General features: G+C 63.2%; 20 protein-coding genes. 12 read left to right on the top strand and 8 right to left on the bottom strand.

What is annotated here, in order from left to right; all coding sequences use genetic code 11:
- The first annotated feature begins 34 nt into the window (after nt 1–34).
- The 6 genes from gltB to ACGYLO_RS01110 all read left to right on the top strand — a co-directional run bounded on the left by gltB (nt 35) and on the right by ACGYLO_RS01110 (nt 9,966).
- A complete protein-coding gene (gltB, locus tag ACGYLO_RS01135) occupies nt 35–4,567 on the top strand; it encodes a glutamate synthase large subunit (protein ID WP_271688734.1) in 4,533 nt (1,510 codons plus the stop codon).
- Between the two features lie 149 nt (nt 4,568–4,716).
- Nucleotides 4,717–5,421 carry an SGNH/GDSL hydrolase family protein gene (locus ACGYLO_RS01130; RefSeq protein WP_271688735.1) on the top strand — a complete coding sequence of 235 codons (705 nt, stop codon included), beginning with the start codon at nt 4,717–4,719 and terminating at the stop codon, nt 5,419–5,421.
- Nucleotides 5,422–5,428: 7 nt separating this feature from the next.
- Nucleotides 5,429–6,157 (top strand): monofunctional biosynthetic peptidoglycan transglycosylase, encoded by a 729-nt coding sequence (gene mtgA, locus ACGYLO_RS01125; RefSeq protein ID WP_168612441.1) that lies wholly within the window; start codon nt 5,429–5,431, stop codon nt 6,155–6,157.
- Between the two features lie 58 nt (nt 6,158–6,215).
- Nucleotides 6,216–6,884 carry a glutathione S-transferase family protein gene (locus ACGYLO_RS01120; RefSeq protein ID WP_271688736.1) on the top strand — a complete coding sequence of 223 codons (669 nt, stop codon included), beginning with the start codon at nt 6,216–6,218 and terminating at the stop codon, nt 6,882–6,884.
- Nucleotides 6,884–7,948, top strand: a complete 1,065-nt coding sequence (gene queG, locus ACGYLO_RS01115; RefSeq protein ID WP_271688737.1) for a tRNA epoxyqueuosine(34) reductase QueG — start codon at nt 6,884–6,886, stop codon at nt 7,946–7,948. Before ACGYLO_RS01120 ends, queG begins: the two co-directional genes overlap by 1 nt.
- Before the next feature lie 11 nt (nt 7,949–7,959).
- Nucleotides 7,960–9,966 (top strand): hydantoinase/oxoprolinase family protein, encoded by a 2,007-nt coding sequence (locus ACGYLO_RS01110; RefSeq protein WP_271688738.1) that lies wholly within the window; start codon nt 7,960–7,962, stop codon nt 9,964–9,966.
- Nucleotides 9,967–9,994: 28 nt separating this feature from the next.
- On the opposite strand, the gene msrA is transcribed toward ACGYLO_RS01110, so the two are convergent.
- The 6 genes from msrA to ade all read right to left on the bottom strand — a co-directional run bounded on the left by msrA (nt 9,995) and on the right by ade (nt 15,757).
- On the bottom strand, nt 9,995–10,504 hold the full coding sequence (msrA, locus tag ACGYLO_RS01105) for a peptide-methionine (S)-S-oxide reductase MsrA (RefSeq protein ID WP_271688739.1): 510 nt from the start codon (nt 10,502–10,504) through the stop codon (nt 9,995–9,997).
- Nucleotides 10,501–10,950 (bottom strand): peptide-methionine (R)-S-oxide reductase MsrB, encoded by a 450-nt coding sequence (msrB, locus tag ACGYLO_RS01100; protein ID WP_067263849.1) that lies wholly within the window; start codon nt 10,948–10,950, stop codon nt 10,501–10,503. The genes msrA and msrB overlap by 4 nt, the downstream gene beginning before the upstream one ends.
- 79 nt (nt 10,951–11,029) lie before the next feature.
- Nucleotides 11,030–11,899: a DMT family transporter gene (locus ACGYLO_RS01095; protein ID WP_168612445.1), complete on the bottom strand. Its 870-nt coding sequence runs from the start codon at nt 11,897–11,899 to the stop codon at nt 11,030–11,032.
- Between the two features lie 180 nt (nt 11,900–12,079).
- Complete coding sequence (locus tag ACGYLO_RS01090; RefSeq protein WP_007118569.1) at nt 12,080–12,367, bottom strand: HU family DNA-binding protein; 288 nt, start codon at nt 12,365–12,367, stop codon at nt 12,080–12,082.
- A gap of 127 nt (nt 12,368–12,494) precedes the next feature.
- Nucleotides 12,495–13,958 carry an AMP nucleosidase gene (locus tag ACGYLO_RS01085; RefSeq protein WP_067262140.1) on the bottom strand — a complete coding sequence of 488 codons (1,464 nt, stop codon included), beginning with the start codon at nt 13,956–13,958 and terminating at the stop codon, nt 12,495–12,497.
- The gene (gene ade / locus ACGYLO_RS01080; protein ID WP_271688740.1) at nt 13,955–15,757 is read right to left on the bottom strand and encodes an adenine deaminase; all 1,803 of its coding nucleotides are present in this window, start codon (nt 15,755–15,757) and stop codon (nt 13,955–13,957) included. The genes ACGYLO_RS01085 and ade overlap by 4 nt, the downstream gene beginning before the upstream one ends.
- Before the next feature lie 123 nt (nt 15,758–15,880).
- On the opposite strand from ade, the gene ACGYLO_RS01075 reads away from it, so the two are divergent.
- Nucleotides 15,881–17,125 carry a glycosyltransferase family 4 protein gene (locus ACGYLO_RS01075; RefSeq protein WP_271688741.1) on the top strand — a complete coding sequence of 415 codons (1,245 nt, stop codon included), beginning with the start codon at nt 15,881–15,883 and terminating at the stop codon, nt 17,123–17,125.
- 2 nt (nt 17,126–17,127) lie between these two features.
- Here the strand turns inward: ACGYLO_RS01075 and ACGYLO_RS01070 are convergent, their stop codons facing one another.
- Nucleotides 17,128–18,246, bottom strand: a complete 1,119-nt coding sequence (locus ACGYLO_RS01070; RefSeq protein WP_271688742.1) for a polysaccharide biosynthesis/export family protein — start codon at nt 18,244–18,246, stop codon at nt 17,128–17,130.
- Between the two features lie 141 nt (nt 18,247–18,387).
- On the opposite strand from ACGYLO_RS01070, the gene ACGYLO_RS01065 reads away from it, so the two are divergent.
- The 5 genes from ACGYLO_RS01065 (at nt 18,388) to ACGYLO_RS01045 (ending at nt 23,645) form a co-directional block, all read left to right on the top strand.
- Nucleotides 18,388–19,281 (top strand): NAD(P)-dependent oxidoreductase, encoded by an 894-nt coding sequence (locus ACGYLO_RS01065; protein WP_276154384.1) that lies wholly within the window; start codon nt 18,388–18,390, stop codon nt 19,279–19,281.
- 10 nt (nt 19,282–19,291) lie between these two features.
- On the top strand, nt 19,292–19,903 hold the full coding sequence (locus ACGYLO_RS01060; protein ID WP_271688745.1) for a sugar transferase: 612 nt from the start codon (nt 19,292–19,294) through the stop codon (nt 19,901–19,903).
- A gap of 240 nt (nt 19,904–20,143) precedes the next feature.
- Nucleotides 20,144–22,027 carry a nucleoside-diphosphate sugar epimerase/dehydratase gene (locus ACGYLO_RS01055; protein WP_271688746.1) on the top strand — a complete coding sequence of 628 codons (1,884 nt, stop codon included), beginning with the start codon at nt 20,144–20,146 and terminating at the stop codon, nt 22,025–22,027.
- A gap of 143 nt (nt 22,028–22,170) precedes the next feature.
- Entirely contained in the window at nt 22,171–23,025 is an 855-nt protein-coding gene (locus ACGYLO_RS01050) for an SDR family oxidoreductase (protein ID WP_271688747.1), read from the top strand.
- A 26-nt stretch (nt 23,026–23,051) separates the two neighbouring features.
- The gene (locus tag ACGYLO_RS01045) at nt 23,052–23,645 is read left to right on the top strand and encodes an exopolysaccharide biosynthesis protein (protein WP_067264997.1); all 594 of its coding nucleotides are present in this window, start codon (nt 23,052–23,054) and stop codon (nt 23,643–23,645) included.
- Here ACGYLO_RS01045 and dxs read toward each other — a convergent pair.
- The gene (dxs, locus tag ACGYLO_RS01040; RefSeq protein ID WP_271688748.1) at nt 23,642–25,570 is read right to left on the bottom strand and encodes a 1-deoxy-D-xylulose-5-phosphate synthase; all 1,929 of its coding nucleotides are present in this window, start codon (nt 25,568–25,570) and stop codon (nt 23,642–23,644) included. The two genes, ACGYLO_RS01045 and dxs, sit on opposite strands and share 4 nt — an antisense overlap.
- Between the last annotated feature and the right edge of the window lie 11 nt (nt 25,571–25,581).

Genomic DNA, 25,581 nt, shown 5'->3' with positions numbered 1-25,581 from the left:
CAGGATTTGCGGCGTTTGTGGAAGGAACCAAGCCATGACCAAATATGATGACGCCTGGGTGGCCCGCGAAGAAGCCAAACGCGCGATGATGGCCGAAAAGGGCATGTATAGTTTCGAGGAAGAGCATTCCTCCTGCGGCGTGGGCCTTGTGGTCAACATCAATGGCGAGAAGACCCGCGAGGTTGTGGTCAATGGGATCAACGCGCTCAAGGCGATCTGGCACCGCGGCGCGGTCGATGCCGACGGCATGACCGGCGATGGCGCGGGCATTCATGTGCAGATCCCTGTGCCCTTCTTCTATGAACAAGTCCGCCGCACCGGTCACACCCCGCGTGAGGACGAGTTGATCGCCGTGGGCCAAGTCTTCCTGCCGCGCACCAATTTCGCCGCGCAAGAGACATGCCGGACCATCGTGGAGACCGAAGTTCTCCGCATGGGTTACTACATCTATGGCTGGCGGCATGTGCCGGTCGGCATCTCGGTGCTGGGTGAAAAGGCCAATGCGACCCGGCCCGAGATTGAGCAGATCCTGATCTCCAACGCCAAGGGCGTGGATGAAGAGACCTTTGAGCGCGAGCTCTACGTGATCCGCCGCCGCATTGAGAAAGCCGCCATCGCGGCGCAGGTGCCGCAGATGTATATCGCTTCGATGTCCTGCCGCTCGATCATCTATAAGGGCATGATGTTGGCCGAACAGGTGGCGGAGTTCTATCCCGACCTGAAAGACGACAAATTCATTAGCGCCTTCGCGATCTATCACCAGCGCTATTCCACCAACACTTTCCCGCAGTGGTGGTTGGCGCAGCCCTTCCGCATGTTGGCCCATAACGGTGAGATCAACACCCTCAAGGGCAATATGAACTGGATGAAGAGCCATGAGATCCGCATGGCGAGCGCGACCTTTGGCGAGATGGCCGAGGACATCAAGCCGATCGTGGCCTCCGGCTCCAGCGACTCCGCGGCGCTTGATTCCGTGTTTGAAGTGCTGGTGCGCGCGGGCCGCTCCGCGCCAATGGCCAAGACGATGTTGGTGCCGGAATCCTGGTCCAAACAGGCCGTGGAACTGCCGCAGGCATGGCGCGACATGTATTCCTATTGCAACTCCGTCATGGAGCCTTGGGACGGTCCCGCCGCCCTAGCGATGACCGATGGCCGCTGGGTCTGCGCCGGGCTTGACCGCAACGGGCTGCGCCCGATGCGCTATGTCGAAACCTCGGACGGCATGTTGATCGCCGGTTCCGAGGCCGGGATGGTGCCGCTGGACGAGGCGCGCGTCGTGGCCAAGGGCGCGCTTGGCCCCGGCCAGATCATCGCGGTGGATATGGCAGAGGGCAAACTCTTCCACGATACCGAAATCAAAGACAAACTAGCCGCCAACCAGCCCTTCGGCGAATGGGTCGGCAAGATCACCGAGATGGATGGTGTCCTTGCCGGTGTCACCGAAAAACCGCTGTTCGAAGGGGCCGAGTTGCGCCGCCGTCAGGTGGCCGCGGGCTATACCATCGAAGAATTGGAACAGATCCTCGCGCCGATGGCCGAAGACGGCAAGGAAACGCTGGCCTCGATGGGCGACGACACGCCTTCGGCGGTGCTCAGCGGCCAGTACCGCCCGCTGAGCCACTTCTTCCGCCAGAACTTCAGCCAAGTCACCAACCCGCCGATCGACTCCTTGCGCGAATTCCGGGTGATGAGCCTCAAGACACGGTTCGGCAACCTCAAGAACGTGCTCGACGAAGACAGCTCGCAGACCGAAATCATCGTGCTCGACAGCCCCTTTGTGGGCAACGCGCAGTTCGATGAGCTGATGGCCCAGTTCAAAGTGCATACCGTCACCATCGACTGCACCTTCGAGCCCGGCAACGGCAATCTGAGCGCCGGTCTGGCGCGCATCCGGGCCGAGGCGGAAGACGCCGTGCGCTCGGGCGCGGGGCATCTGGTGCTGACCGATCAGCACAGCGGTGCTGACCGCGTGGCGATGCCGATGATCCTCGCCACCAGCGCGGTGCACAGCCACCTCGTGCGCAAGGGGTTGCGGACCTTTACCTCGCTTAACGTGCGCTCTGCCGAATGTGTCGATCCGCATTACTTCGCCGTGCTGGTGGGCTGCGGTGCGACCGTGGTGAACGCCTATCTGGCCGAGGATTCCCTCGCCGACCGGATTGAGCGCGGGCTGCTGGACATGACCCTGACGCAGGCGGTGCAGAAATACCGTGAGGCGATTGACCAAGGTCTGCTCAAGATCATGGCGAAGATGGGGATTTCCGTGATCTCGTCCTATCGCGGTGGTCTGAACTTCGAGGCAGTGGGCCTGTCCCGTGCCATGTGTGCCGAGTATTTCCCCGGCATGACCAGCCGCATCTCAGGCATCGGTGTCGTCGGCATCCAGCGCAAGGCCGAGGAAGTCCACGCCAAGGGCTGGCAGGGCGACGGTGTCGTGATGCCCATCGGTGGCTTCTACAAGCTGCGCCGCTCGGGTGAGAAACACGCTTGGGAGGCGAGCAGCATGCACATGCTGCAAATGGCCTGCAACAAAGCGTCCTACCAGATGTGGCAGCAGTATTCGAAAAAGATGCAGAGCAATCCGCCGATCCATCTGCGCGACCTTTTGGACATCAAGCCGCGCGGCAACCCGGTGCCGTTGGAGGAGGTGGAAAGCATCACCTCAATCCGCAAGCGTTTCGTAACGCCGGGCATGTCGCTGGGGGCGCTGTCGCCTGAGGCGCATAAGACGCTGAACGTGGCGATGAACCGCATCGGGGCGAAGTCCGACAGCGGTGAGGGCGGCGAGGATCCGGCGCATTTCGTGCCGGAAGCCAATGGCGATAACCCGTCAGCCAAGATCAAGCAGGTTGCTTCGGGTCGCTTTGGCGTGACGGCAGAGTATCTCAACCAGTGTGAAGAGTTGGAGATCAAGGTCGCGCAGGGTGCCAAGCCCGGTGAGGGTGGCCAGCTTCCGGGCATGAAGGTCACCGACCTGATCGCGCGGCTGCGGCATTCGACGAAGGGGGTAACCCTGATTTCGCCCCCGCCGCACCATGATATCTACTCGATCGAAGACCTCGCGCAGTTGATCTACGACCTCAAGCAGATCAACCCGCGCTGCAAGGTAACCGTTAAGCTCGTCGCTTCGAGTGGTGTTGGTACAATTGCTGCCGGCGTAGCCAAGGCCAAGGCCGACATCATCCTGATCTCGGGCCACAACGGCGGCACCGGGGCATCGCCTGCGACCTCGATCAAATACGCGGGTCTGCCGTGGGAGATGGGCCTCACCGAGGCGCATCAGGTCCTGTCGATGAACAACCTGCGCGACCGGGTGACCCTGCGGACCGATGGCGGCCTGCGCACTGGGCGTGACATCGTCATGGCCGCGATGATGGGGGCCGAGGAATACGGCATCGGCACCGCCGCGCTCATCGCCATGGGCTGCATCATGGTGCGCCAGTGCCAGTCCAACACCTGCCCCGTCGGCGTCTGCACGCAGGACGAAGCGCTGCGCGGCAAGTTCACCGGCAATGCGGATAAGGTCGTGAACCTCATCACCTTCTACGCGCAGGAGGTGCGGGAAATCCTCGCCTCCATCGGGGCGCGCAGCCTTGATGAGGTCATCGGCCGTGCGGACCTGCTGACGCAGGTCAGCCGAGGCTCGGCGCACCTTGATGATCTCGACCTGAACCCGCTGTTGATCACCGTCGATGGCGCGAATGAGAACGTCTATGACCGCGACAAGCCGCGTCAGGTTGTGCTCGACACGCTGGACGCGCAGATCGTCCGCGATGCCGCGCGCTTCCTTGAGGACGGTGAGAAGATGCAACTGTCCTATGCCGTCCAAAACACGCACCGGACCGTCGGCACGCGGGTGTCGAGCCATATCGTCAAGCGCTTCGGGATGCGCAATTCGCTGCAACCGGATCACCTGACGGTGAAGCTGACCGGCTCGGCTGGGCAGTCACTGGGGGCCTTCGCCGCACCGGGGCTCAAGCTCGAAGTCTCGGGCGATGCCAATGACTATGTCGGCAAGGGTCTGTCGGGTGGCACGATCGTGGTGCGGCCTTCGATGGCAAGCCCCGTGGTGGCGTCGGAGAATACGATCATTGGCAACACGGTGCTCTATGGCGCGACGGCGGGATACCTCTTTGCCGCGGGCCGGGCGGGCGAGCGTTTCGCCGTCCGCAACTCGGGCGCGTATGTGGTGATCGAAGGCTGCGGCAGCAACGGGTGCGAATATATGACCGGCGGTGTGGCGGTGATCCTTGGTGAGATCGGCGCGAACTTTGCTGCCGGGATGACCGGGGGGATGGCCTATCTCTATGATCCCGAAGGCTCGGCCCATAAGTTGATGAATGCCGAGACCATCGTGACCTGCCCGGTCACCGTCGATCATTGGCTCGATCAGTTGCACGGTCTGCTGGAGCGCCATGTCGCCGAGACCAAGAGCCGCAAGGCCGCTGATATCCTTCAGCATTGGGAGACCGAGAAGCACAACTTCTTGCAGGTTTGCCCGAAGGAGATGTTGGTGCATCTGCCCGCGCCGCTCAGCGTGGAAGAAACCGCGGTTCCGGCGGAGTAATCTTTGCCCCGCGCGGCTCCGGTCGCGCGGGGAGGGCCATCGCCTACCCGTCCGGGCGGGCAGGCAATGGCCCGGCACCTACGGCTTGCTTCCGGGGCGGGGTGGTAGACGGGACGGGATGCGCTACTTCCTCCGCATCGGAGGACCCCATGCATAAAATCCTAGTCGCCCTCGCCCTAGTCACCGGCCTTGCCGCTTGCACCGACACCGCCCCGCGCGGCGGGGGTGACATCCTCATCTTGGGCGATTCCATCATGGCGTGGAACGGGGGCCGCGCCATCCCCGATGTCATCGCCAGTCAAACGGGCCGCAACGTCACCAGCCGCGCCGTGCCGGGCGCTCAGTTCGACAATGCCTCGACCGTGGCCTCCGCCGTCGGCTTTGACATCCAGCAACAGTTCCCCGGCGGACGCTGGAACTGGGTGGTGGTCAATGGCGGCGCGAATGACCTGAACGCCGATTGCGGCTGTGGCGCCTGCGGAGCCGCTGTCGATGCGCTGATTGCGCCGGATGGTCAAAGCGGCAGCATCCCTGCCTTCCTGCAACGCCTCCGCGCCCAGACCGGCGCGCAGGTCATGTGGATGGGCTATTACGCGGGCTCCGGTTCGGGCGCCTTCGCGGGCTGCCGTGATGATCTGGTCGAAATCGAATCCCGCATCGCCCGCTTCGCCGCGCGCCGCCCCGGGGTCCATTTCGTCGATTCCGAAGACGTGATCGACCGGGGGGATCGCGGGCTCTTCGCTCGCGACAACGTGCACCCCTCGGCCCGAGGCTCTGCCCGGATCGGGGCCTACCTCGCGCAAGAGATCACCGCGCGCGAGAGCCGTTCACAAAATCCCGCAGACGGCCTATAGCTGATCCATGGCGACACGGAAAAAGACCGCCCCCAAGGGTAAGAAATCGAGCAAGAGCAGCCCCTCGCTCAAGAAACGCGCGCGCCGTTGGGCCTTGCGCGCCCTGGCGCTGGCCTTTCTCTTGGCGGTGCTGTTGGTGCTGCTGTTCCGCTTCGTCAATCCACCCACGGGTTTCTACATGTTCTCGGAATCGCGCCGTTTGGGCGGGGTGCAGCGGGACTGGGTGCCGCTGGAACAGATCGCCCCCGTGATGGCCCGCGCCGCCGTGGCGGCGGAGGATGCGAATTTTTGCAACCACTGGGGTTTTGACATGCAGGCGATTCGTACCGCGATCGAGAACGGGTCGGCCCGCGGGGCCTCGACGATCAGCCAGCAGACGGTCAAGAACGTCTACCTCTGGCATGGCCGGTCGTGGCTGCGCAAAGCGCTTGAAGCCGGGATGACCCCGCTGGTCGAAACCCTCTGGCCCAAGCGGCGGATCATCGAGGTCTATCTGAATGTGGCCGAGTTTGACGAAGGTGTCTTTGGCGTTGGTGCGGCGGCGCCGCATTACTTTGGCGTCGCGGCGGCAGACCTGAGCGCCACGCAGGCCGCCCGCCTTGCCGCGATCCTGCCCGACCCGAAAGAGCGTTCCGCCTCGCGCCCCGGTGACTTTACCCGCAAGCGCACGGCCCAGATCATGGACGGGGCGGCGACCATCCGCGCGGACGGTCGCGCCGCCTGTTTCGAGAGTTGAAAATCCTCGCGCCAGCAGGCATGGAAGAGTGCAATCCCTTTAACCACACGGACTTTATATGACGGCTCGCTTGTTTCACGTTCCCTTGTCCCCCTTCTGCCGCAAGGTGCGGCTCAGCCTTGGGGAGAAGAAGATCGAGGTGGAACTGGTCGAGGAGCGCTATTGGGAGCAAGACCCCGATTTCCTGCGCCGCAACCCGGCGGGCAAGGTGCCTGTGCTGCGGCTCGACGGGATCATGATGGCGGAAAGCGCCGCGATCTGTGAATATATCGAAGAGACCCGCCCCGAGGCGTCCTTGCTGCCCAACGACCCGGTGCAGCGCTTGGAAGTGCGGCGTTTGGTCAGTTGGTTCGACGACAAGTTCCACGACGAGGTGACCTCGAAACTGCTGTATGAGCGGGTCAACAAGAAGGTCACCAAACAGGGCTACCCGGACAGCAAGAACGTCAAGGCCGGGGCCAAGGCGATCAAATATCACCTCGACTACATGGCGTGGCTGCTGGATCACCGCCGCTGGCTGGCGGGCGATGTGATGACGCTGGCCGATTTCGCCGCCGCCGCGCATCTGTCCTCGCTCGACTATATCTCAGACGTGGATTGGAACCGCTCTGACGTGGTCAAGGATTGGTACGCCAAGATCAAGTCGCGCCCGGCTTTCCGCTCGATCCTCGCCGATCAACTGCCGGGCTTCCCGCCTCCGCTGCATTACAACAACCTCGACTTCTGATGCCTGCCGCCCCCCGCGCCGAACCCGGGCCGGAGGCTCTCAAGGCGCGGGTGGTGGCCCGGGCGCTTGAGGAAGGCTTTGTCGCCTGCCGCATTTGCCGCCCCCAAGACGTGCCCGAAGTGCCCGAACGGCTCGCCCGCTTTGTCGAGGCCGGGTTTCACGGACAGATGGGCTGGATGGAAGAGCGCATGCATTGGCGCGGCAACCCTGCCGCCCTCTGGCCCGAGGCGCGGTCGGTCATCATGCTGGCCGAAAGCTACACCCCCGAACATGACCCCCGCGCGGTGTTGGAGCATCCCGACAAGGGCGGGATTTCGGTCTACGCACAGGGGCGCGATTACCACGATATCGTCAAGAAGCGGCTGAAGCGGCTGGCGCGGTGGCTTATGGAAGAGGCGCGCGCGCTGGACCCGGAGGTGAAGGTTTTCGTCGATACCGCTCCCGTGCCGGAAAAGGCTTTGGCACAGGCCGCCGGGCTGGGCTGGCAGGGCAAACATACCAACCTCCTCAGCCGAAAGTTCGGCAATTGGGCCTTTTTAGGCTCTGTTTTTACGACGCTCGATCTGCCCCCAGATGTGCGAGAGATGGACCACTGCGGCTCTTGCCGGGCCTGTCTTGAGGCTTGCCCAACGGATGCTTTCCCTGCGCCCTATCAACTCGACGCGCGGCGCTGCATTTCCTATTTGACGATCGAACACAAAGGGCCGGTCGATCTGGACCTGCGCGAGAAGATGGGCAACCGGATCTATGGCTGCGACGATTGCCTTGCCGCTTGCCCGTGGAACAAGTTCGCCGTGGCGGCCAGCGATATGCGCTATCACGGTCCGGCGGTGCAGCCCGCCGATCTGGCCGAGCTTGCGGGCCTTGACGATACCGCTTTCCGCGCGCGCTATTCCGGCTCTCCGATCAAACGGATCGGGCGGGATCGTTTCGTGCGCAACGTGCTTTATGCCATCGGCAATTCCGGGCTGGCGCGGCTGCGCCCCGTGGCGCAATCTCTGACCGAAGACGCTGACCCCACCGTGGCCGATGCCGCGCGTTGGGCGGCAGCGCGTTTGGCATAGGAGGCACGCGCATGGCGGTGTTATTGGGCGTGGACACGGGCGGCACCTATACCGATGCGGTGCTGATCCGCGATGAGACAGAGGTGATCGCCACCGCCAAGGCGCTGACGACCCGTGCCGATCTGGCCGTGGGCGTGGGCAAGGCGGTCAGCGCGGTTTTGGCCCAATCCGGCGTGGCGGCGGAAGAGATCGCGATGGCCTCCCTCTCCACCACCTTGGCGACCAATGCGCTGGTCGAGGGGCAGGGCGGACGCGTGGCGTTGATCTATGTCGGGTTTCGCGCGGCTGACCTTGAGGCGCATGGGCTGTCGGAGGCGCTGCGGGGGGACCCTTGTCTGCTGCTCTCTGGCGGCCATGACCACGCGGGGGCCGAGGTTGCACCACTGGACGAACCGGCCCTGATCGCCTTTTTAGAGACGCATAAGGCCGAGGTCAGCGGCTTTGCCGTGGCCAGCCAATTCGCCACGCGCAACCCCACGCATGAGCAGCGGGTCGCAGAGCTGGTGGCAGAGGTCACGGGGCGCCCCGTCTCGGCCTCTCACAGTCTCTCGGCCAAGCTGAACGGGCCGAAGCGGGCGCTCACGGCGCTGTTGAACGCGCGGTTGATCGGCATGATCGACCTGCTGATTGGCCGGGCGGAGGATCAATTGCGCCATCTGGGCATCCACGCGCCGTTGATGGTGGTGCGCGGTGATGGCGCGCTGATGTCGAGCGCGCAGGCCCGCGAACGGCCCATCGAGACCATCCTCAGCGGCCCTGCGGCGTCGCTGGTGGGCGCGCGGTGGTTGACCGGGGCAGAGACGGCACTGGTGTCGGATATCGGCGGCACAACGACCGATGTGGCCCTATTGCGCGACGGTCGCCCGGCGATTGACCCGGCGGGCGCGCAGGTCGGTCCCTACCGCACCATGGCCGAGGCGGTCGCGATGCGCACCCATGGGCTGGGCGGCGACAGCGAGGTGCATTTCACGTCTCAGGGTCTAACCGCAGGCGTGACTCTTGGGCCGAAGCGCCTGCTGCCGATCTCTCTCATCGCGGTCGCCGCGCCGGAGGTGGTGCATAACGCCTTGGACGCGCAGCTGCGCCGCAGCGTGGTGGCAGAGCATGACGGCCGCTTTGTCCGCGCCGTAGAGGGGCAGGGGGCCGAAGGTCTGGCCCCGCGCGACATGGCGCTGTTGGAGCGGATCGGTGGCGATGTCTGGCCCTTGGGGGATGTGCTGCGCAACCGGGTCGACCAAAGCGCTTTGGCGCGGTTGGTCGCACGCGGGTTGGTGCAACTGGCAGGGGTGACGCCCACGGATGCGAGCCATGTGACGGGGCATCTTTCTGCATGGGATGCCGATGCCGCGCGCAAGGCGTTGACCCTGTTCGGGCGCAAGCGCGGCGGGTCGGGGATGCGGTTCTGTCCTGATCCTGATGACCTCGCTCAGATCATCCTCGACCGATTGACCGACCAGACGACCTTGGCCCTGTTAGAGACCGCATTTGCCGAAGAAAAACCCGGTTTCGACCTGCCGCCAGAGGTTCTGGCGCGCCATGTGCTGATGCAGCGCGGCCTCTCGGGCCATCGCGGCGTGCTGCGGATCGATGCGGGGCTGAACTTACCTATGGTGGGCCTGGGCGCCTCGGCGGCGACCTACTATCCGGCGGTGGGCAAAAGGCTGAGCAGTGAGATGATCTTGCCCAAATACGCCCATGTCGCCAATGCCATAGGCGCAGTGGTGGGCCGGGTCACCATGCGCGAAAGCGCGACCATCACCGTACCGCAAGAGGGGGTGTTTCGCCTCCACCTCGCTAATGGCCCGCAGGATTTCCCGACCGCTGAAGGCGCTTTGTCCCAAGCGGAGCGCGCTTTGACCGAAGCCGCCCGTGCTCGCGCGGGGGCAGCCGGGGCGGCGGAGATTGAATGTCATGTTACGCGGGATATCCGGCTGGCGGATGTCGAGGGGCGGGAGGTTTTCGTCGAGGCCGCGCTGACCGTCGAAGCTTCGGGCCGCCCGCGGGTTGCGGTGGGCTAACCCCCGGCGCGGGGCCGGGGGCAGCGCTTCATTCTGCGGCGTCGCGTTTGGGCAGCACCCAATCGGCGCGCGGAAAGTGGCAGGTATAGCCGTTGGGCAGCCGCTCAAGATAGTCCTGATGCTCGGGCTCGGCCTCCCAGAAGTCGCCCACGGGCTCAACCTCGGTCACCACTTTGCCGGGCCAGAGGCCGGAGGCTTCGACATCGGCGATGGTGTCTTCGGCGACGGCTTTCTGTTCGTCGTTCACGTAGTAGATCGCCGAACGGTAGCTCATCCCGATGTCGTTACCCTGACGGTTCACCGTGGTCGGGTCGTGAATCTGAAAGAAGAATTCCAGCAACTCGCGGTAGGAGGTCTTCGCGGGGTCGAAGATGATCTCGATCCCTTCGGCATGGGTGCCGTGGTTGCGGTAGGTCGCATTAGGCACGTCGCCGCCGGTATAGCCGACGCGGGTCGAGACCACGCCGGGGCGGCGGCGGATCAGGTCCTGCATGCCCCAGAAGCAGCCACCGGCCAATATTGCGCGTTCGGTTGTCATGTCACATTCTCCACTTGGTTGAGATATTCGCCATAGCCTTCGGCTTCCATGTCGTCACGGTGGATGAAGCGCAGGGAGGCGGAATTGATGCAATAGCGCAGCCCGCCCCGGTCGGGCGGGCCATCGGGGAAGACGTGGCCAAGGTGGCTGTCTCCATGTTTGCTGCGCACTTCCGTGCGAACCATGCCGAGCGAGGCGTCTTCCAACTCTTCGACATAGGCAGGCTCGATCGGTTTGGTGAAGCTCGGCCAGCCGCAGCCGCTTTCGTATTTGTCCGAAGAGGCAAAGAGCGGCTCGCCCGAAACGATGTCGACGTAGATGCCCGGTTCCTTATTGTCGAGGTATTTGCCGGTGCCGGGGCGTTCGGTGCCGCTGCGTTGGGTAACGTGGAATTCTTCGGGGCTCAGCGCGTCAATCGCGGCATTGGTTTTCTCGTATTGCGGCATGGCGTCCTCCGTTCATGGGCTTGGCCTATTAGATGGGGTGTGGCGGTGAAATTCAAAGGGGGTGCGCCTCACACTGGCGTTATGCCCTGCGCTGGCGCGAGACTTGGACGGCGAGGATGCCGCCCGCGATGATCGCGACGCCAAGGATGTCGCGCGGCCCCAGCGTTTCGCCCAGCAGCAGCGCTGCGATGGCCACGCCGAAGAAGGGGTTGAGGAAGTGAAAGGTCGCCGCCCTTGTGGCGCCGATGCGGTTGACCAGCCAGAACCAGACCACAGTGGCGGCCAAGCCGGGCACGAGGCAGGTATAGGCGAAGGCAAGCGTCAGGCGCAGGCTGGGGTCGATGCGGGGTGTTTCGAACAGCGCGGTGGCGATGGAGAGGGCAACGCAACCGACGAGCATTTGCAGGCCCACAACCATCAAGAAGTTTCCGCCCGAGGTCGCGCCGCGCACCAACAGGGTGGCGGCGGTGAGGGCCACAACGCCGATGGCGCAGAGGATGAGGCCATAGAGGTCTACTTGCCCGCCCAAGCGCGCGCCCATGATGATGGCGACGCCGATGACACCGGCAAACAGCCCTGCGATGCCCAGAGGGCGCAGTTTTTCACCCAAGAAGGCCCAAGCGGCGAAGCCGACGAGCAGCGGCATGGTCGAGGCGATGATCGCGGCGAGGGACGCCTCGATGGTCTGCATGGCGATGAAGTTAAGGCCGAGGTAGACCGCGTTTTGCAGCACGCCGAAAATGATCGTCGCCCGCCATTGCGCGGGGGTGAGCCGCCAGCTTTGCCCCAAGGCCAGCGCGATGCCAACGCCGATCAGGCCCGAGATCAGGTAGCGCAGGGAAAGGGCCAGCAGGGGCGAGGCGTCCATCACGATGATGCGGGCAGAGGTGAAGGCCGAGGACCACATCACGGCAAAGGCCAGCCCCATGAGAATTGCGCGGATGTCCATGAAATGCCCCCTGTGCTGAACTTGCTAAGGAATGGCGGGTTTGTAGGGGGAGGGCAAGGTGGGTTTGGTAAGATGTGCCACCCGGCCCGGAAACAAGCCGGAGGCGATGGCCCTCCATCAATCCCACAACAAAAAAGGGCCGCCCGAAGACGACCCTTTCGTAAACGCTCAGCCCAAGGCTTACTCGTTCACGCTGTCCTTCAGCGCTTTCGCGATGGTCATCTTGACCACTTTGTCGGCGTCTTTCTTGAACTGTTCGCCAGTGGCGGGGTTGCGGACCATCCGCTCGGGGCGCTCACGGCAATAGATTTTGCCAACGCCCGGCAGGGTCACGGCACCGCCGGCGGACACTTCACGGGTGATCAGGTTGCAAACGGCGTCGAGCGCTGCGCCTGCGGATTTCTTGTCGGTGTCCATCTCTTCTGCCAGAGCAGCAACGAGCTGGGTCTTGGTCATCGGTTTTGCCATTTTATTCTCCTTAGACTGCCCGCTTTTTAGGGCCTCATGGCCGGAATGTAACGGTATGTTGTGGGATAACACAACGAATTGTGGCGCTATAAACGCGAAAACATGCGATTTTCCGCTGTTTCTAGCCCTATAGGAACGCCGTTTCGTCGAAGGACCGAAGTTTCCGGCTGTGGATCCGCTCCAGCGGCATGCGGCGCAGCAACTCCATGGCGCGGATGCCGATCATCAGATGGCGGGCGACTTGGGTTTTGTAGAAGTCCGAGGCCATGCCGGGCAGTTTCAACTCCCCATGCAGCGGTTTGTCCGACACGCATAGCAACGTGCCATAGGGCACCCGGAAGCGATAGCCGTTGGCCGCGATGGTGGCACTTTCCATATCCAGCGCCACGGCGCGGGATTGGCTTAACCGTTGCACCGGGCCGGATTGGTCGCGCAGTTCCCAGTTGCGGTTGTCGATGGTGGCGACGGTGCCGGTGCGCATAATGCGCTTGAGCTCATAGCCCTCCAACTGCGTGACCTGCGCCACCGACTGCTCCAACGCGATCTGGATCTCGGCCAGCGCCGGGATCGGCACCCAGACCGGCAGGTCGTCATCCAGAACGTGATCCTCGCGCAGGTAGCCATGCGCCAGCACAAAGTCGCCCAGAGCCTGCGTATTGCGCAGCCCGGCACAGTGGCCGACCATCAGCCAAGCATGGGGGCGCAGCACGGCGATGTGGTCCGTCGCCGTTTTAGCGTTGGACGGGCCGACGCCGATGTTGACCAGCGTGATACCCGACCCATCCGCCCGCTTGAGGTGATAGGTCGGCATCTGCGGCGTCTTCAGCGTTTCGGCCAAGGGCGCATCGGGGTCGGTGATCTCGGCATTGCCGGTCGAGACGAAGGCGGTATAGCCGCTTTCCGGGTCGCGCAGCATCTCGCGGGCGTATTGCTCGAACTCCGTCACATAGAACTGGTAGTTGGTGAACAGCACATGGGTCTGGAAATGCTCAGGATCCGTGGCCGTGTAATGCGCCAGCCGCGCGAGGGAGTAATCGACCCGCTGCGCAGTGAAGGGTGCAAGCGGGCGCACGTCATCCTCGGGCACATAGGTGCCGTTGACGATATCGTCATTGGTGGTCGACAGATCCGGCACGTCAAAGACATCGCGCAGGGTGAAGTCCGCCGCCCCCTCCTGCGGCACGTTCAGCGCGTTATCGCCGGACATGGCGAAATGCACCGGGATCGGCGTGGTCGAAGGGCCGACAATCACCGGCTGGTCGTGGTTTTCGATCAACAGGCCGATTTGCTGGATCAGGTAGTTCCGAAACAGATCGGGCCGGGTGATCGTCGCGGCAAAGGTGCCGGGAGAGGAGACATGCCCGAAAGACAGCCGCGTATCCACATGCGCATAGGAGGAGGTGCGAAACCGCAGCTCAGGGTAAAAGGCGCGGACGCGGGCATCGGGGGCCGAGCTCTCCATCGCCTTGGCAAAAGACTCCCGCAAGAAGGTGGTGGCCTGCTGATAGAGTTCGGTCAGACGGTCCACGGCAGCGGTCGCATCGCGGAAGCTTTCCGGGTTCGGGGTGTCCGGGGTCAGGATCGTTGTCATGTTTGCGGCTCTAACAAAGGTATGATTTCAAATTTCTGCACATCGACCAGCCCAAGGTCCGAGATCCGCAGTTCGGGGATCACCACGAGGGCCAGAAGCGAGTGCTGCATATAGGCGTTATTCAGCTTGCAGCCACAGTCGATCATCGCCTGAACGAGGGCTTCGGCATCGGCGGCGACCTCAGCGGCGGGGCGGTCGGACATCAGCCCGGCGATCGGCAAAGCCACCAGCGCCAGTTCCTCGCCCTCGCGGAAGATGGTGATGCCACCACCCACTTCGCGCAACCGGTTGGCGGCGCGGGCCATCTCCTCGGCATCGGTGCCGACGACGATCATATGGTGGCTGTCATGCGCCACGGTCGAGGCCATCGCCATGCGCCCCTCGTAGCCGAAGCCCGAGACGAAGGCGTTGGTCACCGTGCCGGTGGCGCGGTGGCGCTCGACCAGCGCGATCTGGCAGACCTCGCCGGTGCCCTGCACGCGGCCTTCGGTCACCGGCAGTTCGAACTTCAGCGCCCGTGTCGGGGCTTGGTTCTCGACCACGCCGATGACATTGGCGGTGACGGCATTGGCGCCCTCGGGGGCGGGGATGTCAAAGTCCGCCGCCGCGAGGTCGCGCGCCATGTTCACGGTGTTGCGCGCGCTGCTGGGCCAGTCGTAATGCGGGCAATCGACAAGGCAGTCGCCGCTTTCGGCCACGACCTCGCCCCGGGCGATCACCATCTCGACCGGGAAACTCGAAAGGTCCGAGGTCAGGATCACGTCGGCGCGGCGGCCCGGGGTGAGCGAGCCGATCTCGCGTTCCAGCCCGAAATGCGTGGCGGTGTTGAGCGTTGCCATCTGCAGCGCCACCAGCGGGTCGCAGCCGCAGTCGATGGCATGGCGCAGCACGCGGTTCATGTGGCCCTCGTTGGTGATGGTGCCCGAGTGGCTGTCATCGGTGCACAGGATCATGTTGCGCGGATCGAGCCCTTTCTCGGTGATCGCGGTGATCTGCGTCTTCACGTCGTACCACGCAGAACCGAGTCGGATCATCGAGCGCATGCCCTGCCGCATCCGCGCCACGGCGTCGGCCTCGCAGGTGCCCTCGTGATCGTCCGCCGGGCCGCCTGCCACATAGGCGGCGAAGGCGGGGCCGAGGTCAGGGGAGGCGTAATGCCCGCCCACGGTCTTGTTCGCGCGTTGCGTGGCCGCGATTTCGGCCAGCATCTGCGGATCGGCGTTGCTGACGCCCGGAAAGTTCATCATCTCGCCCAGACCCACGATGCCGGGCCACGTCATTGCCTCTGCCACGTCCTCGGCGGTGATCTCAAAACCCGTGGTTTCCAGCCCCGGGGCGGAAGGCGCGCAGGATGGCATCTGCGTGAAGATGTTGATGGGCTGCATCAACGCTTCGTCATGCATCATGCGCACGCCGTCGAGGCCCAGCACATTGGCGATCTCATGCGGGTCGGTGAAGGCCGAGGTGGTGCCATGCGGGATCACGGCGCGGGCGAACTCGGCGGGGGTGAGCATCGTGCTCTCGATATGCATATGCCCGTCGCAAAGGCCGGGCGCCATGTAGCGGCCCTTGGCCTCGATGATATGGGTATCATCGCCGCGGCAATGGCTGGCATCAGGCCCGACGAAGGCGATGCGCCCGGCGGCGATGGCGATGTCATGGTCGGGCAGGCATTCGCGGGTGTGCACATTCACCCATGTGCCGCCGGTGATAATCGTATCGGCCGCGCGCCGTCCGGCGGCGACCTCGACCAATTGCGCGGCCACATCGGGCCAAGAGGGGAACGTTTTATCTGTCATGTCCAAAGGTGACATAGGGCCGGGGGAGGTTCAAGCGATCACGCCATCGGAAAGGGCGCGCGATGTTGCCAGAGCGCGCCGCTTGCGGCTAACTGGCGCGCAAGGCATTTACGGAACGATTATATGAATTTTCTCTTTGTGCACCAGAACATGCCCGGCCAATACCGGGAGTTGATACAATGGCTGGCGCAGGCGGGCGGGCATCGCATTTATTTTCTGACCCAACGTCAAAATGCGCCGCAGCTGCCGGGGGTCGAAACCCGTGTCTACCGGCCCCATCACCGCCCCGACGAGAAGGCCTATGGTCTCTCGCGCATTTGGGAGGAAGCCTCAGGCAATGGGTTCGGTGCCGTCAACGCCGCCCAGCAGATCGAAACGCGAGAGGGATTTCGCCCTGACATCATCATTGGTCACGTCGGCTGGGGGGAGTTGAGTTTCTTCAAACAGCTTTGGCCGGATGTGCCGATCATCGGTTATTTCGAGTATTACTATAACATGACCGGCGGGATGGTGGGCTTTGACCCAGCCGAGAAAATCTCGGCCCATGCGCCCTACCTCAACCATGCCCGCAACATCGTACCGCTGGCCAATATTGAAACCGTCGATCTGGGCCATTGCCCGACCTATTGGCAGCGCGACCGTTTTCCCGAGAGCTTTCACCGCAAGCTTTATGTCTGTCATGATGGCATCCGCACCGATCAGCTCTTGCCCGACCCAGATGTGAGCCTGCGTCTAGGGCGTTTGGCGCGGCCCGTCACGCGCGAGGATGAGATCATCACCTATGTCGCGCGCAATCTGGAAAAGACCCGCGGCTTTCACACGATGATGCGCGCCCTGCCGCGTATCTTGGCCGAGCGGCCCCATGCGCGGGTGGTGATCGTCGGCGGCAATGAGGTCTCCTACGGCAAGCAGAGCGATCACCCCGGCGGTCTGCGCGGAGAGATGGCGGCGGAGTTGCAGGATAGGGTCGATTGGGACCGCGTGCATTTCGTGGGCAAAGTGCCCTATCCCGACTTCAAGAAGCTCGTGCAGATCAGCCGCTGTCACATCTATCTGACGATGCCCTTCGTGCTGTCTTGGTCCTTGCTCGAGGCCATGTCGATGCAGGCCACGATCGTCGCCTCTGACGTGGCCCCGGTGCGCGAGGCCGTGACCCACGGTGAAACCGGCCTGCTGGTGGATTTCTTCGACCCCGATGCGTTGGCAGCGCAGGTGGTAGAGGTGCTCGCCCATCCGCAGGATCACGCCCATCTCGGCCCGGCGGCGCGGGCCCATGTGGTTGAGAATTACGATTTCCTGACCCGCTGCTTGCCCGAACACCTCGCGCAGATCAACGCATTGGTGCCCGAGGGCAAGCGGATCGGCTAGGGTCAGTTGCTGAGGTTGCCGGCGGTATTCACCAGCCCGAAGACCGAACCGACAAGGCCCAGAATGGTGCGGGTGTCCGACAGCGGGCTTTCCGTCGCGAGCACCAGATCGCCGGATTGAATATGGAAATTCCGCGCCGAGAACAGCCCGTCGGATGTGGTCAGATCCAGCGTGAACACCACCCGCGTGCGGCGCGGGCCGCGCACGCCCGCACTCACCGCGCTGGCGGGGTATTCGCGCAGGATCAGGATGCCTTCGGGATCGGCGCGGGATTCGTTCACCCCGCCGATGATTGCCAATGCATCCAGTGCCGAGACTTCGTCGCGGTTGAAGGGAAACTGTGCCTCCCGCCCGGCGGCACCCAGCGACAGGAAGTAGCGGCGGTCATCTTCGATGATCAGCTTATCGCCCCCGATCAGCCGGGTGTCGAGGCTTGGGTTCTCGTAAAGCCGGTCGATCGAGGTGGTATAGATATTGGCGCCGCGCAGCAGTTTGACCTGCGGGTTTTCGATACTGGAGAGCACGCCGCCGCCAGCTGAGATTGCAGCGAGAACGGTGAAGTTGTTGTCTGGCATCAGGATGTTGCCGGGCTTGTTGACCCCGCCCACGAGGTCCACCGAATTGCCGCGTCCTTCGGTCATCGCCAGTTGCACCTGTGCGGAGGGCACGATCCCCTCAAGCTGCCGTTGAAGCAATTGACGGGCCGAATCCGGTGTGCGGCCAGAGACTTTGACCTTGCCGATATAGGGCATGAAGATGGTCCCGCTTTCCGAGACGCGAATGCCGGGCAGTGTGGCGACTTGTTGAGCCGGAGAGGTCAGCAAGGAGTTATCGCCGCTGTCCCAGACCAAAAGGTCCAGCCGATCGCCGGGGCGGATGACTTGGGCATTCGATCCCCGGCTGGCGCCGATCCAACTATGGCGCTTACTATCGGTTCGGGGCCAATGGGCAACATGGGGCAGAAAGGCATGGGTTACCGGATAGACAGCGATATCCGCATCTGGAGTCTCCGCCGCCCGTGTCACCTCTTTCTGAATGGCGGCACCGCGCGGAAGGTTTGCGCAGGCCGCGAGAGAAGATGCCAGCAGGATCGAGAGGAACAGCTTGCTGAGGTGCTTCATAAGATGCGCATCGCTTCCGAATGTTTTACCGGCAAACCGGGGTATTTGATCAATGTCTAATGTAAAATAACGGGTCTCGCAGAATGCTGCCTGCGCGGCCTATGATTACAATTCTAATTCGACAGGATAATGACTGAACTTATGGCGTCAATGATTTCAATGGGCAATGCGCTTTCGGGCAGGGTTCTGGCATCTGGCGATGTGCTTTTGCTTGGCGCGACGGGGCGGCTGGGCGGCATGCTGCGCCGCCATTGGCCAGAGCCGGAGGCGCTGCGCAGCCAGTCGAGAGAGCCGCGGCCCGGCTTTTATGATCTCAAGCTGCCGAATGCGGAAGAGAGCCCAAGCGATGCAGCCCTCGCAGCCGCAAGTGGGGCAGGAGCGATCATCTCTTTGGCGGGTGTGACGCCAGCCCGGGCGGGGGCTGGGGGTGCTGCCTTGGGAGATAACGCGACCCTCGCCTTAGCTGCGCTGAAACTGGCAGAGACGGCGGGGGTCCCGCGGCTTATCGTCGCCTCATCGGCGGCGGTCTACGGTGCAGAGGACGGCCCGCTGCGAGAGGACCTGTCCTGCGCTCCGCTGTCGGACTACGGCCGACAGAAGCTTGCGATGGAAAAGGCGGTGCAAGAGGCGAGCGGCGAGACCGCAGTCACCGCGCTACGGATCGGCAACGTAGCGGGGGCGGATGCGATCCTCGGCGGCTGGCGGCCGGGCATGCAAATTGATCGCTTCCCCAATGGTCGCACGCCAAGCCGCAGTTACATCGGGCCGGTGACCTTGGCGCGGGTGCTTCACGCGCTTTGCCAAGCAGTCAAACTGCCGCCCATTCTGAACATCGCGGCCCCCGGCGCGGTGGAAATGGGCGCGTTGCTGGATGCGGCGGGGCTGGCGTGGGAGCCCAAACCCGCCCCTGCCGCTGCCATTCCCGAGGTGCGGCTGGATACGAATGCACTTGAACGCCACGTCGATTTCACGCCAGAAACTCAAACGCCCGCCGGTTTGGTGCAGGAATGGCAGCAGGATATGAACAAACGATGAAGACCCATCAATGACTTGGCGCAAGCGCATTTTCGATCTGTTCTTCGCCAGCCTTCTCGTTGTCATCTTGGGGCCGATCCTGCTGGGCTTGCTGGTCTGGCTGCTGGTCAAAGAGGGGCGGCCACTTTTCCATGTGGCCGAACGGATGAAAACGCCGGAAGAGAGTTTCAAGCTCTGGAAACTGCGCACGATGACTGTGGCCGAAGAGGATCAGGGCGTATCGGGCGGCAACAAGGCCGCGCGGATCACCCCCACGGGCGCATGGCTCAGGGCGCGGCGCTTGGATGAGTTTCCCCAGCTGTGGAACATCCTGCGCGGTGATCTGAGCTTTGTCGGCCCCCGCCCGCCGCTGCGCGAATATGTTGAGCGTTTTCCCGAGGTCTATGCCGAAGTCCTGAAATCCCGGCCCGGCGTGACCGGATTGGCCACGATCCGCTACCACAAACATGAAGAACGGCTGCTGTCGCACTGCGAGACCGCAGCAGAGACCGATCGTGTCTATTGTCGCACCTGCGTCCCGCGCAAGGCGCAGCTTGATCTGATCTATCAGCGCCATCAAAGCATATGCTACGACTTTGATCTGGTGTTTCAAACCATTAGCAACCTCTTTCGCAGCAGTTAATGTTTGTGGTTGTCAGCAGAGTGTTGACGGGCAAATTAGTTAAGAATTGGTGTTCCTCACAAAATCATGGCATTATTTGCTGAAAATTTAAGCGAATGCAGATTCGAATGGTGATACATTAAGCGCTATTTACTGTTTTTGCGCTTCTTGGCGCTCTCGAAAAGCTCCATGGACAAAAGAGAGCTACTAATAGGTTTCGGCCGCGCTGCGGCTAATATACTCGTAAGCAGGAGACGGCGCATGCTGAGCATTATCAAGTCGCTGACCAAGCGGCAAAAGCGCGTGATCATGCTGACGCTTGACTCCTGCCTGATCCTGTTAGCTGCCATCATCGCTCTGGCGGTGCGCGGGCTACCTGAACCCTTCGTCGATGCCTTGTTGAATTATGCCCTCACGCTACCCATTACCCTGATCGTCGGCGTAATCGTTTCGATCCGCTTGGGGGTTTGCACAACACAACTCAACGCCTACGAGACCGCAGCGGTCGGAAGCACCGCAATACTCGGGACTATCCTTGCGGCCGTATCTCTGCTGGGCGCGACCCTTCTGGGACTGGATTTCCCAATCGGCGTACATGTGATGTTCGGGGCGATCTTTTTCTCTCTGGTGGTCCTGTCGCGGGTCATCTTGTTGCATATCGTGTTGCAAATCTACCGGACGGGCGACGCGCGGTGCCGCGTTTTGATCTACGGCGCAGGCACCACGGGGACGCAACTGGTTTCGGCCCTGCGCGGCCATGAAACGATCGAACCGATTGCTTTTGTTGATGACAATATCGCGCTTCAGGGGCTCAACGTCTCGAAGCTGCCGGTCTATTCCCCAGGGGGCATCGCTGAACTTACCGTCGAAAAGCAGATCGACCGCGTGCTGCTTGCCGTGCCTTCGCTCAGCACCCCCAAACAGGCCCAGATCGCTCGGCGGTTGGAAAAGCTAGGTCTTGAGGTGCAGACCCTCCCCTCCTTCGCGCAGCTGATCGGCGAAGAGGCTTTGGTCGACAAGCTCTCCCCCGTCTCTCCGAGCCGCTTTTTGAACCGGGATGAGGTCACCCCTTTGATCAACGAAGGGGGCGAGAGCTATGCGGGTAAAGTGGTTTTCGTCTCGGGGGCAGGCGGCTCCATCGGGTCGGAACTGTGCCGCCAAGTGTTGCTTTGTCGGCCCACCAAACTGGTGCTTTTCGAGTTGAGCGAACTGGCCCTCTATAACGCCGACATGGAGATCCGCCAGTTGGCCGAGGGCAGCGATATCGAAATCGTTTCGGTCTTGGGGACGGTGACGGATACCCGGCAGCTGCGCAAAGTGCTGTCGCAACACGGGGTCAATGTGGTCCTTCATGCCGCGGCCTATAAACATGTGCCCTTGGTCGAGGCGAACCCGCTGTCGGGGCTGGTGAACAATGTCCTCGGCACCCATGCTCTGGCCGAACAGGCGGCCCGGGCGGGGGTGGAGCGTTTCATCCTCGTTTCCACCGACAAGGCCGTGCGCCCGACCAATATCATGGGCGGGTCCAAGCGGCTTGCCGAACTCGTCATTCAGGATATGGCGCGCAAATATGGCGGTCCGGGCGGTGTCATCTTCTCCATGGTCCGCTTCGGCAATGTTCTGGGGTCCTCCGGGTCGGTCGTGCCACTGTTCCAAGAGCAGGTCAGCCGCGGTGGCCCGTTGACGGTGACGGACCGCGGGGTGGCGCGTTACTTCATGACGGTCGAAGAGGCCGTGCGCTTGGTCCTACAGGCCGGATCGCTGGCCCAAGGGGGCGAGGTCTTTGTTCTGGACATGGGCAAACCCGTGCCGATCCTCAAACTGGCCCGGCAGGTGATCGAGACCGCCGGATACACGGTGCGGGACGAAGACAACCCCGATGGCGATATCGAGATTGAGATCACCGGTCTGCGCCCCGGCGAAAAGATGACCGAAGAGCTCACGTTGAGCGGTCTGCTGATCAATACGGCCCATCCCAAAATCTATTCCGCGCGGGAAAACGGGCTGCACGAACTCGAAATCGCCTCTGCCCTGCGAGATCTGCGCGAAGCGCTGGTGGCGAATGACGAAGCGCTGGCGCGTCAGGTGGTCTACCGTTGGGTTGAGGGGTTCGCCCCGCCTGAGGCATTGCGAAGGTCCTCATAGCGAAGTGCATGGCAGGCTCGCTACCAACGGAGCACCGGGGTTAATCGCGCAGGTTCTAATGATCGCAGCGGATCGACCTCCTGAAAGAGTAAATCCACCGCTTGCCGCTTGTGGTTGCGGCCCAAGCGGGCCACTTTGGCGGTATGGATAAAACGCTTCTTTCCCTCGGCCATGGCTATAGCGCGCGGGCCTTGGCGGCCCGGTTGCTCCCGCAGGGCTGGCGCATCATTGGCACGACCCGTAGCCGCGAAAAACTGGATGAGATCGCAGCGACGGGGGTGGAGCCGATGGTCTGGCCCGGCAGCGATCTGTCTCCGCTTTTGCAAGAGGTGCCCAACCTATTGGTCTCTGCCGGGCCGGGGCCGGAGGGGGATCCGGTTCTGCTGGATTTACAGGATGAAATCACCGCGGCGGCCCCCCATTTGCGGTGGGTTGGCTATCTGTCGACCACCGGTGTTTACGGTGACCATGGGGGCGATTGGGTGGATGAGACGACACCGCTCACCCCCTCCACCCGGCGCGGCGCGGCGCGGGTGCAGGCGGAAGCGGCATGGAGTGCGATCCCCGGCCTGCCGCTGCATATTTTCCGGCTCGCGGGCATTTACGGCCCCGGGCGCGGACCATTCGCCAAGGTGCGCAAAGGCACGGCGCGGCGCATCATCAAGCCCGGGCAGGTCTTCTCGCGTATTCATGTGGAGGATATCGCCCAAGCCCTGGACCTGTCGCTGGCCAAACCGCAGCCGGGGGCGATCTATAACCTTTGTGACGATGATCCGGCCCCGCCGCAGGATGTGATCGGCCATGCCGCCGCGCTTTTGGGCCTGCCCTTGCCCCCGGCGGTGGACTTCGACAAGGCCGAGATGACCCCCATGGCTCGCAGCTTTTACGCGGAGAGCAAGAAGGTCCGGAACGATCACGCCAAGGCGGCGTTGGGCTGGCAACCGATCTATCCCGATTACCGCTCTGGTCTGGCCGCGCTGCTGGAGGCGGAAGACTGAATCCGAGGCACCGCCAGAGGCTCTGAATGCGTCAAGACGAACACACGTTGGCCCATTTGCTGGATAGCATGGAGCGCGCGGCAGAGAAGGAAGCGGTGTCGATCAACGACGTGCTGCATGAGATCGGGGACCGTTCGATCACCCCCCTGATCCTGATCGTCGCCTTGCTGCTGGTCTCGCCCCTGTCGGGCATTCCCGGCGTCTCGACCCTCGCGGCGGTGACGATCATCTTGCTGGCCGTGCAGGCCGTGACCGGACGGCGCAGGCTTTGGATGCCACAGTTCTTGTTGCGGCGTGAGGTGGCGGGCCATCGGTTGAGCGGCTGCGTGCGCTTTCTGCGCCGTCCTTGCGCTTTCGTCGACGGGCGTTGCAAGCCGCGCCTTCAGTTCCTCACCACCGGGCCGATGCGGTTCATCACACTGGTGGTGGTCACGATCATCCCGCTCGGTTGGCCCTTTATGGAGGTGCTGCCGATGATGTCATCGCTGGGAGCGGGCACCGTTGCCCTCTTGGTGTTTGGGCTGTTCACCCGCGACGGGCTTTTCGTGCTTTTGGGCTATGTCTGTGTCGTGATCACCTTGGTCGCGGGTGGCCTGCTGGTGCTGACCGCCGCCAGTTAGGCGCGCTGTGCGTCCAAGTCGCCGATCCCCAGCACTTCGAGCACCTTGGCAGCGATCTGTTCGGCGTTCATCCCCGCCACGGCATACATATCCGCCGGGCTGGCCTGATCGATGAAGGTATCGGGCAGCACCATGGAGCGGAACTTGAGCCCCTTGTCGAACACCGCCTCATCCGCCAGCAGCTGTGCGACATGGCTGCCGAAGCCGCCGACTGCGCCCTCTTCGATGGTGATCAGCGCTTCGTGGTCGTGGGCGAGCTTGAGGATCATCTCACGGTCCAGCGGCTTGGCGAAACGGGCATCGGCGATGGTGGGGGTGATGCCCTTGGCCCGAAGTCGTTCGGCGGCCTTCTCGACCTCCTCCAACCGCGTGCCAAAGGACAAAAGCGCGACTTTGCTGCCTTCGCGGATCATCCGGCCCTTGCCGATTTCCAACGGCGTGCCGCGCTCCGGCATCTCGACCCCGCGCCCCTCGCCCCGCGGATAGCGGAAGGCGATGGGGCCGTCGTCATGGGCAGCGGCGGTGGCGACCATATGGCGCAACTCGGCCTCATCGGCGGCTGCCATGACCACGAAACCGGGCAGATTGGCAAGGAAGGCGACGTCGAAGGCGCCCGCATGGGTCGGCCCGTCGGCGCCCACGAGCCCCGCGCGGTCGATGGCGAAACGCACCGGCAGGCGCTGGATTGCGACATCATGCACGACTTGGTCGTAGCCGCGCTGCAAGAAGGTGGAATACATCGCGCAGAAGGGTTTCATCCCCGCCGCGGCGAGACCCGCGCAGAAGGTCACGCCGTGTTGTTCGGCGATGCCCACGTCGAAGCAGCGGCTGGGGTGGCGTTCGGCGAAAAGGTCGAGGCCGGTGCCATCGGGCATGGCAGCGGTCACGGCGCAGATCTTGTCATCCTCGGCGGCCTCGGCCAGCAGGCTATCGGCGAAAACGCGGGTGTAGCTCGGCGCGTTGGAGGGGGCTTTCTTTTGCTCGCCCGTCACCACATTGAACTTGGCCGTGGCATGGCCGCGGTCGCGCGCGGCCTCAGCAGGGCCATAGCCCTTGCCCTTCTGCGTCTGGATGTGGATCAGGATCGGCCCGGTCGCGCGTTGATGCACGGTGCGCAGCACCGGCAGCAACTGGTCCATGTCATGCCCGTTGATCGGCCCGAGGTAGGAAAACCCGAGGTTTTCGAAGAGCGTGCCGCCCACGGCCATGCCTTTAAGCATATCCTTGGCGCGTTTGGCCCCCTCGCGGAAGGGCTCGGGCAGCAGGCTCACCGCGCCCTTGGCGGCGGCTTTGAAATCCTGAAACGGCGCTTCGGCGTAGAGGCGGCTCAGGTAGCTCGACATCGCGCCGACGGGCGGGGCGATGGACATCTCGTTGTCGTTGAGGATGACGATCAGGCGTTTCTTCAGGTCGCCCGCGTTGTTCAGCGCCTCATAGGCCATGCCGGCAGACATCGCGCCGTCGCCGATCACGGCAATCGCGTCGCCCAGACCTTCGGGGATCACGCCGCCCAGATCGCGGCCCACGGCAAAGCCAAGCGCGGCTGAGATCGAGGTCGAGCTATGGGCCGCGCCAAAGGGGTCGTAGGGGGATTCGCTGCGTTTGGTGAAGCCCGACAGCCCGTCCTTCATGCGCAGGCTGCGGATCCGGTCGCGGCGTTCGGTCAGGATCTTATGCGGGTAGCACTGGTGGCTGACGTCCCAGATGATCTTGTCGCGCGGCGTGTCGAAGACCGCGTGCAGCGCCACGGTCAATTCCACCACGCCAAGCCCCGCGCCGAGATGCCCGCCGGTTTCCGACACGGCCGAGATCGTCTCGGCCCGCAGTTCGCGCGCGACTTGGGTCAGTTCGGCATCGGACAGGTGTTTCAGGTCCGCAGGGCGGGTGACCTGATCAAGCAGGGGTGTGGCGGGTTTGTCACTCATCGGGGCCTCTC

Origin of the sequence: Sulfitobacter sp. 1A13353 (assembly GCF_043557255.1) — a bacterium.
Lineage (GTDB): Bacteria > Pseudomonadota > Alphaproteobacteria > Rhodobacterales > Rhodobacteraceae > Sulfitobacter > Sulfitobacter faviae.
This window is presented reverse-complemented; position numbering and strand designations above follow the sequence as displayed.

What these genes read in the sequence shown, in the direction of transcription:
- ACGYLO_RS01120 (WP_271688736.1), top strand. Translation starts at nt 6,216, where the DNA reads ATGACGGCTCGCTTGTTTCACGTTCCCTTGTCCCCCTTCTGCCGCAAG.
- ACGYLO_RS01070 (WP_271688742.1), bottom strand. Translation starts at nt 18,246, where the DNA reads ATGAAGCACCTCAGCAAGCTGTTCCTCTCGATCCTGCTGGCATCTTCT.
- ACGYLO_RS01045 (WP_067264997.1), top strand. Translation starts at nt 23,052, where the DNA reads ATGCGTCAAGACGAACACACGTTGGCCCATTTGCTGGATAGCATGGAG.
- ACGYLO_RS01065 (WP_276154384.1), top strand. Translation starts at nt 18,388, where the DNA reads ATGGCGTCAATGATTTCAATGGGCAATGCGCTTTCGGGCAGGGTTCTG.
- ACGYLO_RS01050 (WP_271688747.1), top strand. Translation starts at nt 22,171, where the DNA reads ATGGATAAAACGCTTCTTTCCCTCGGCCATGGCTATAGCGCGCGGGCC.
- ACGYLO_RS01060 (WP_271688745.1), top strand. Translation starts at nt 19,292, where the DNA reads ATGACTTGGCGCAAGCGCATTTTCGATCTGTTCTTCGCCAGCCTTCTC.
- ACGYLO_RS01055 (WP_271688746.1), top strand. Translation starts at nt 20,144, where the DNA reads ATGCTGAGCATTATCAAGTCGCTGACCAAGCGGCAAAAGCGCGTGATC.
- queG (WP_271688737.1), top strand. Translation starts at nt 6,884, where the DNA reads ATGCCTGCCGCCCCCCGCGCCGAACCCGGGCCGGAGGCTCTCAAGGCG.
- gltB (WP_271688734.1), top strand. Translation starts at nt 35, where the DNA reads ATGACCAAATATGATGACGCCTGGGTGGCCCGCGAAGAAGCCAAACGC.
- mtgA (WP_168612441.1), top strand. Translation starts at nt 5,429, where the DNA reads ATGGCGACACGGAAAAAGACCGCCCCCAAGGGTAAGAAATCGAGCAAG.
- ACGYLO_RS01110 (WP_271688738.1), top strand. Translation starts at nt 7,960, where the DNA reads ATGGCGGTGTTATTGGGCGTGGACACGGGCGGCACCTATACCGATGCG.
- dxs (WP_271688748.1), bottom strand. Translation starts at nt 25,570, where the DNA reads ATGAGTGACAAACCCGCCACACCCCTGCTTGATCAGGTCACCCGCCCT.
- msrB (WP_067263849.1), bottom strand. Translation starts at nt 10,950, where the DNA reads ATGCCGCAATACGAGAAAACCAATGCCGCGATTGACGCGCTGAGCCCC.
- ACGYLO_RS01075 (WP_271688741.1), top strand. Translation starts at nt 15,881, where the DNA reads ATGAATTTTCTCTTTGTGCACCAGAACATGCCCGGCCAATACCGGGAG.
- ACGYLO_RS01095 (WP_168612445.1), bottom strand. Translation starts at nt 11,899, where the DNA reads ATGGACATCCGCGCAATTCTCATGGGGCTGGCCTTTGCCGTGATGTGG.
- ade (WP_271688740.1), bottom strand. Translation starts at nt 15,757, where the DNA reads ATGACAGATAAAACGTTCCCCTCTTGGCCCGATGTGGCCGCGCAATTG.
- ACGYLO_RS01085 (WP_067262140.1), bottom strand. Translation starts at nt 13,958, where the DNA reads ATGACAACGATCCTGACCCCGGACACCCCGAACCCGGAAAGCTTCCGC.
- ACGYLO_RS01090 (WP_007118569.1), bottom strand. Translation starts at nt 12,367, where the DNA reads ATGGCAAAACCGATGACCAAGACCCAGCTCGTTGCTGCTCTGGCAGAA.
- ACGYLO_RS01130 (WP_271688735.1), top strand. Translation starts at nt 4,717, where the DNA reads ATGCATAAAATCCTAGTCGCCCTCGCCCTAGTCACCGGCCTTGCCGCT.
- msrA (WP_271688739.1), bottom strand. Translation starts at nt 10,504, where the DNA reads ATGACAACCGAACGCGCAATATTGGCCGGTGGCTGCTTCTGGGGCATG.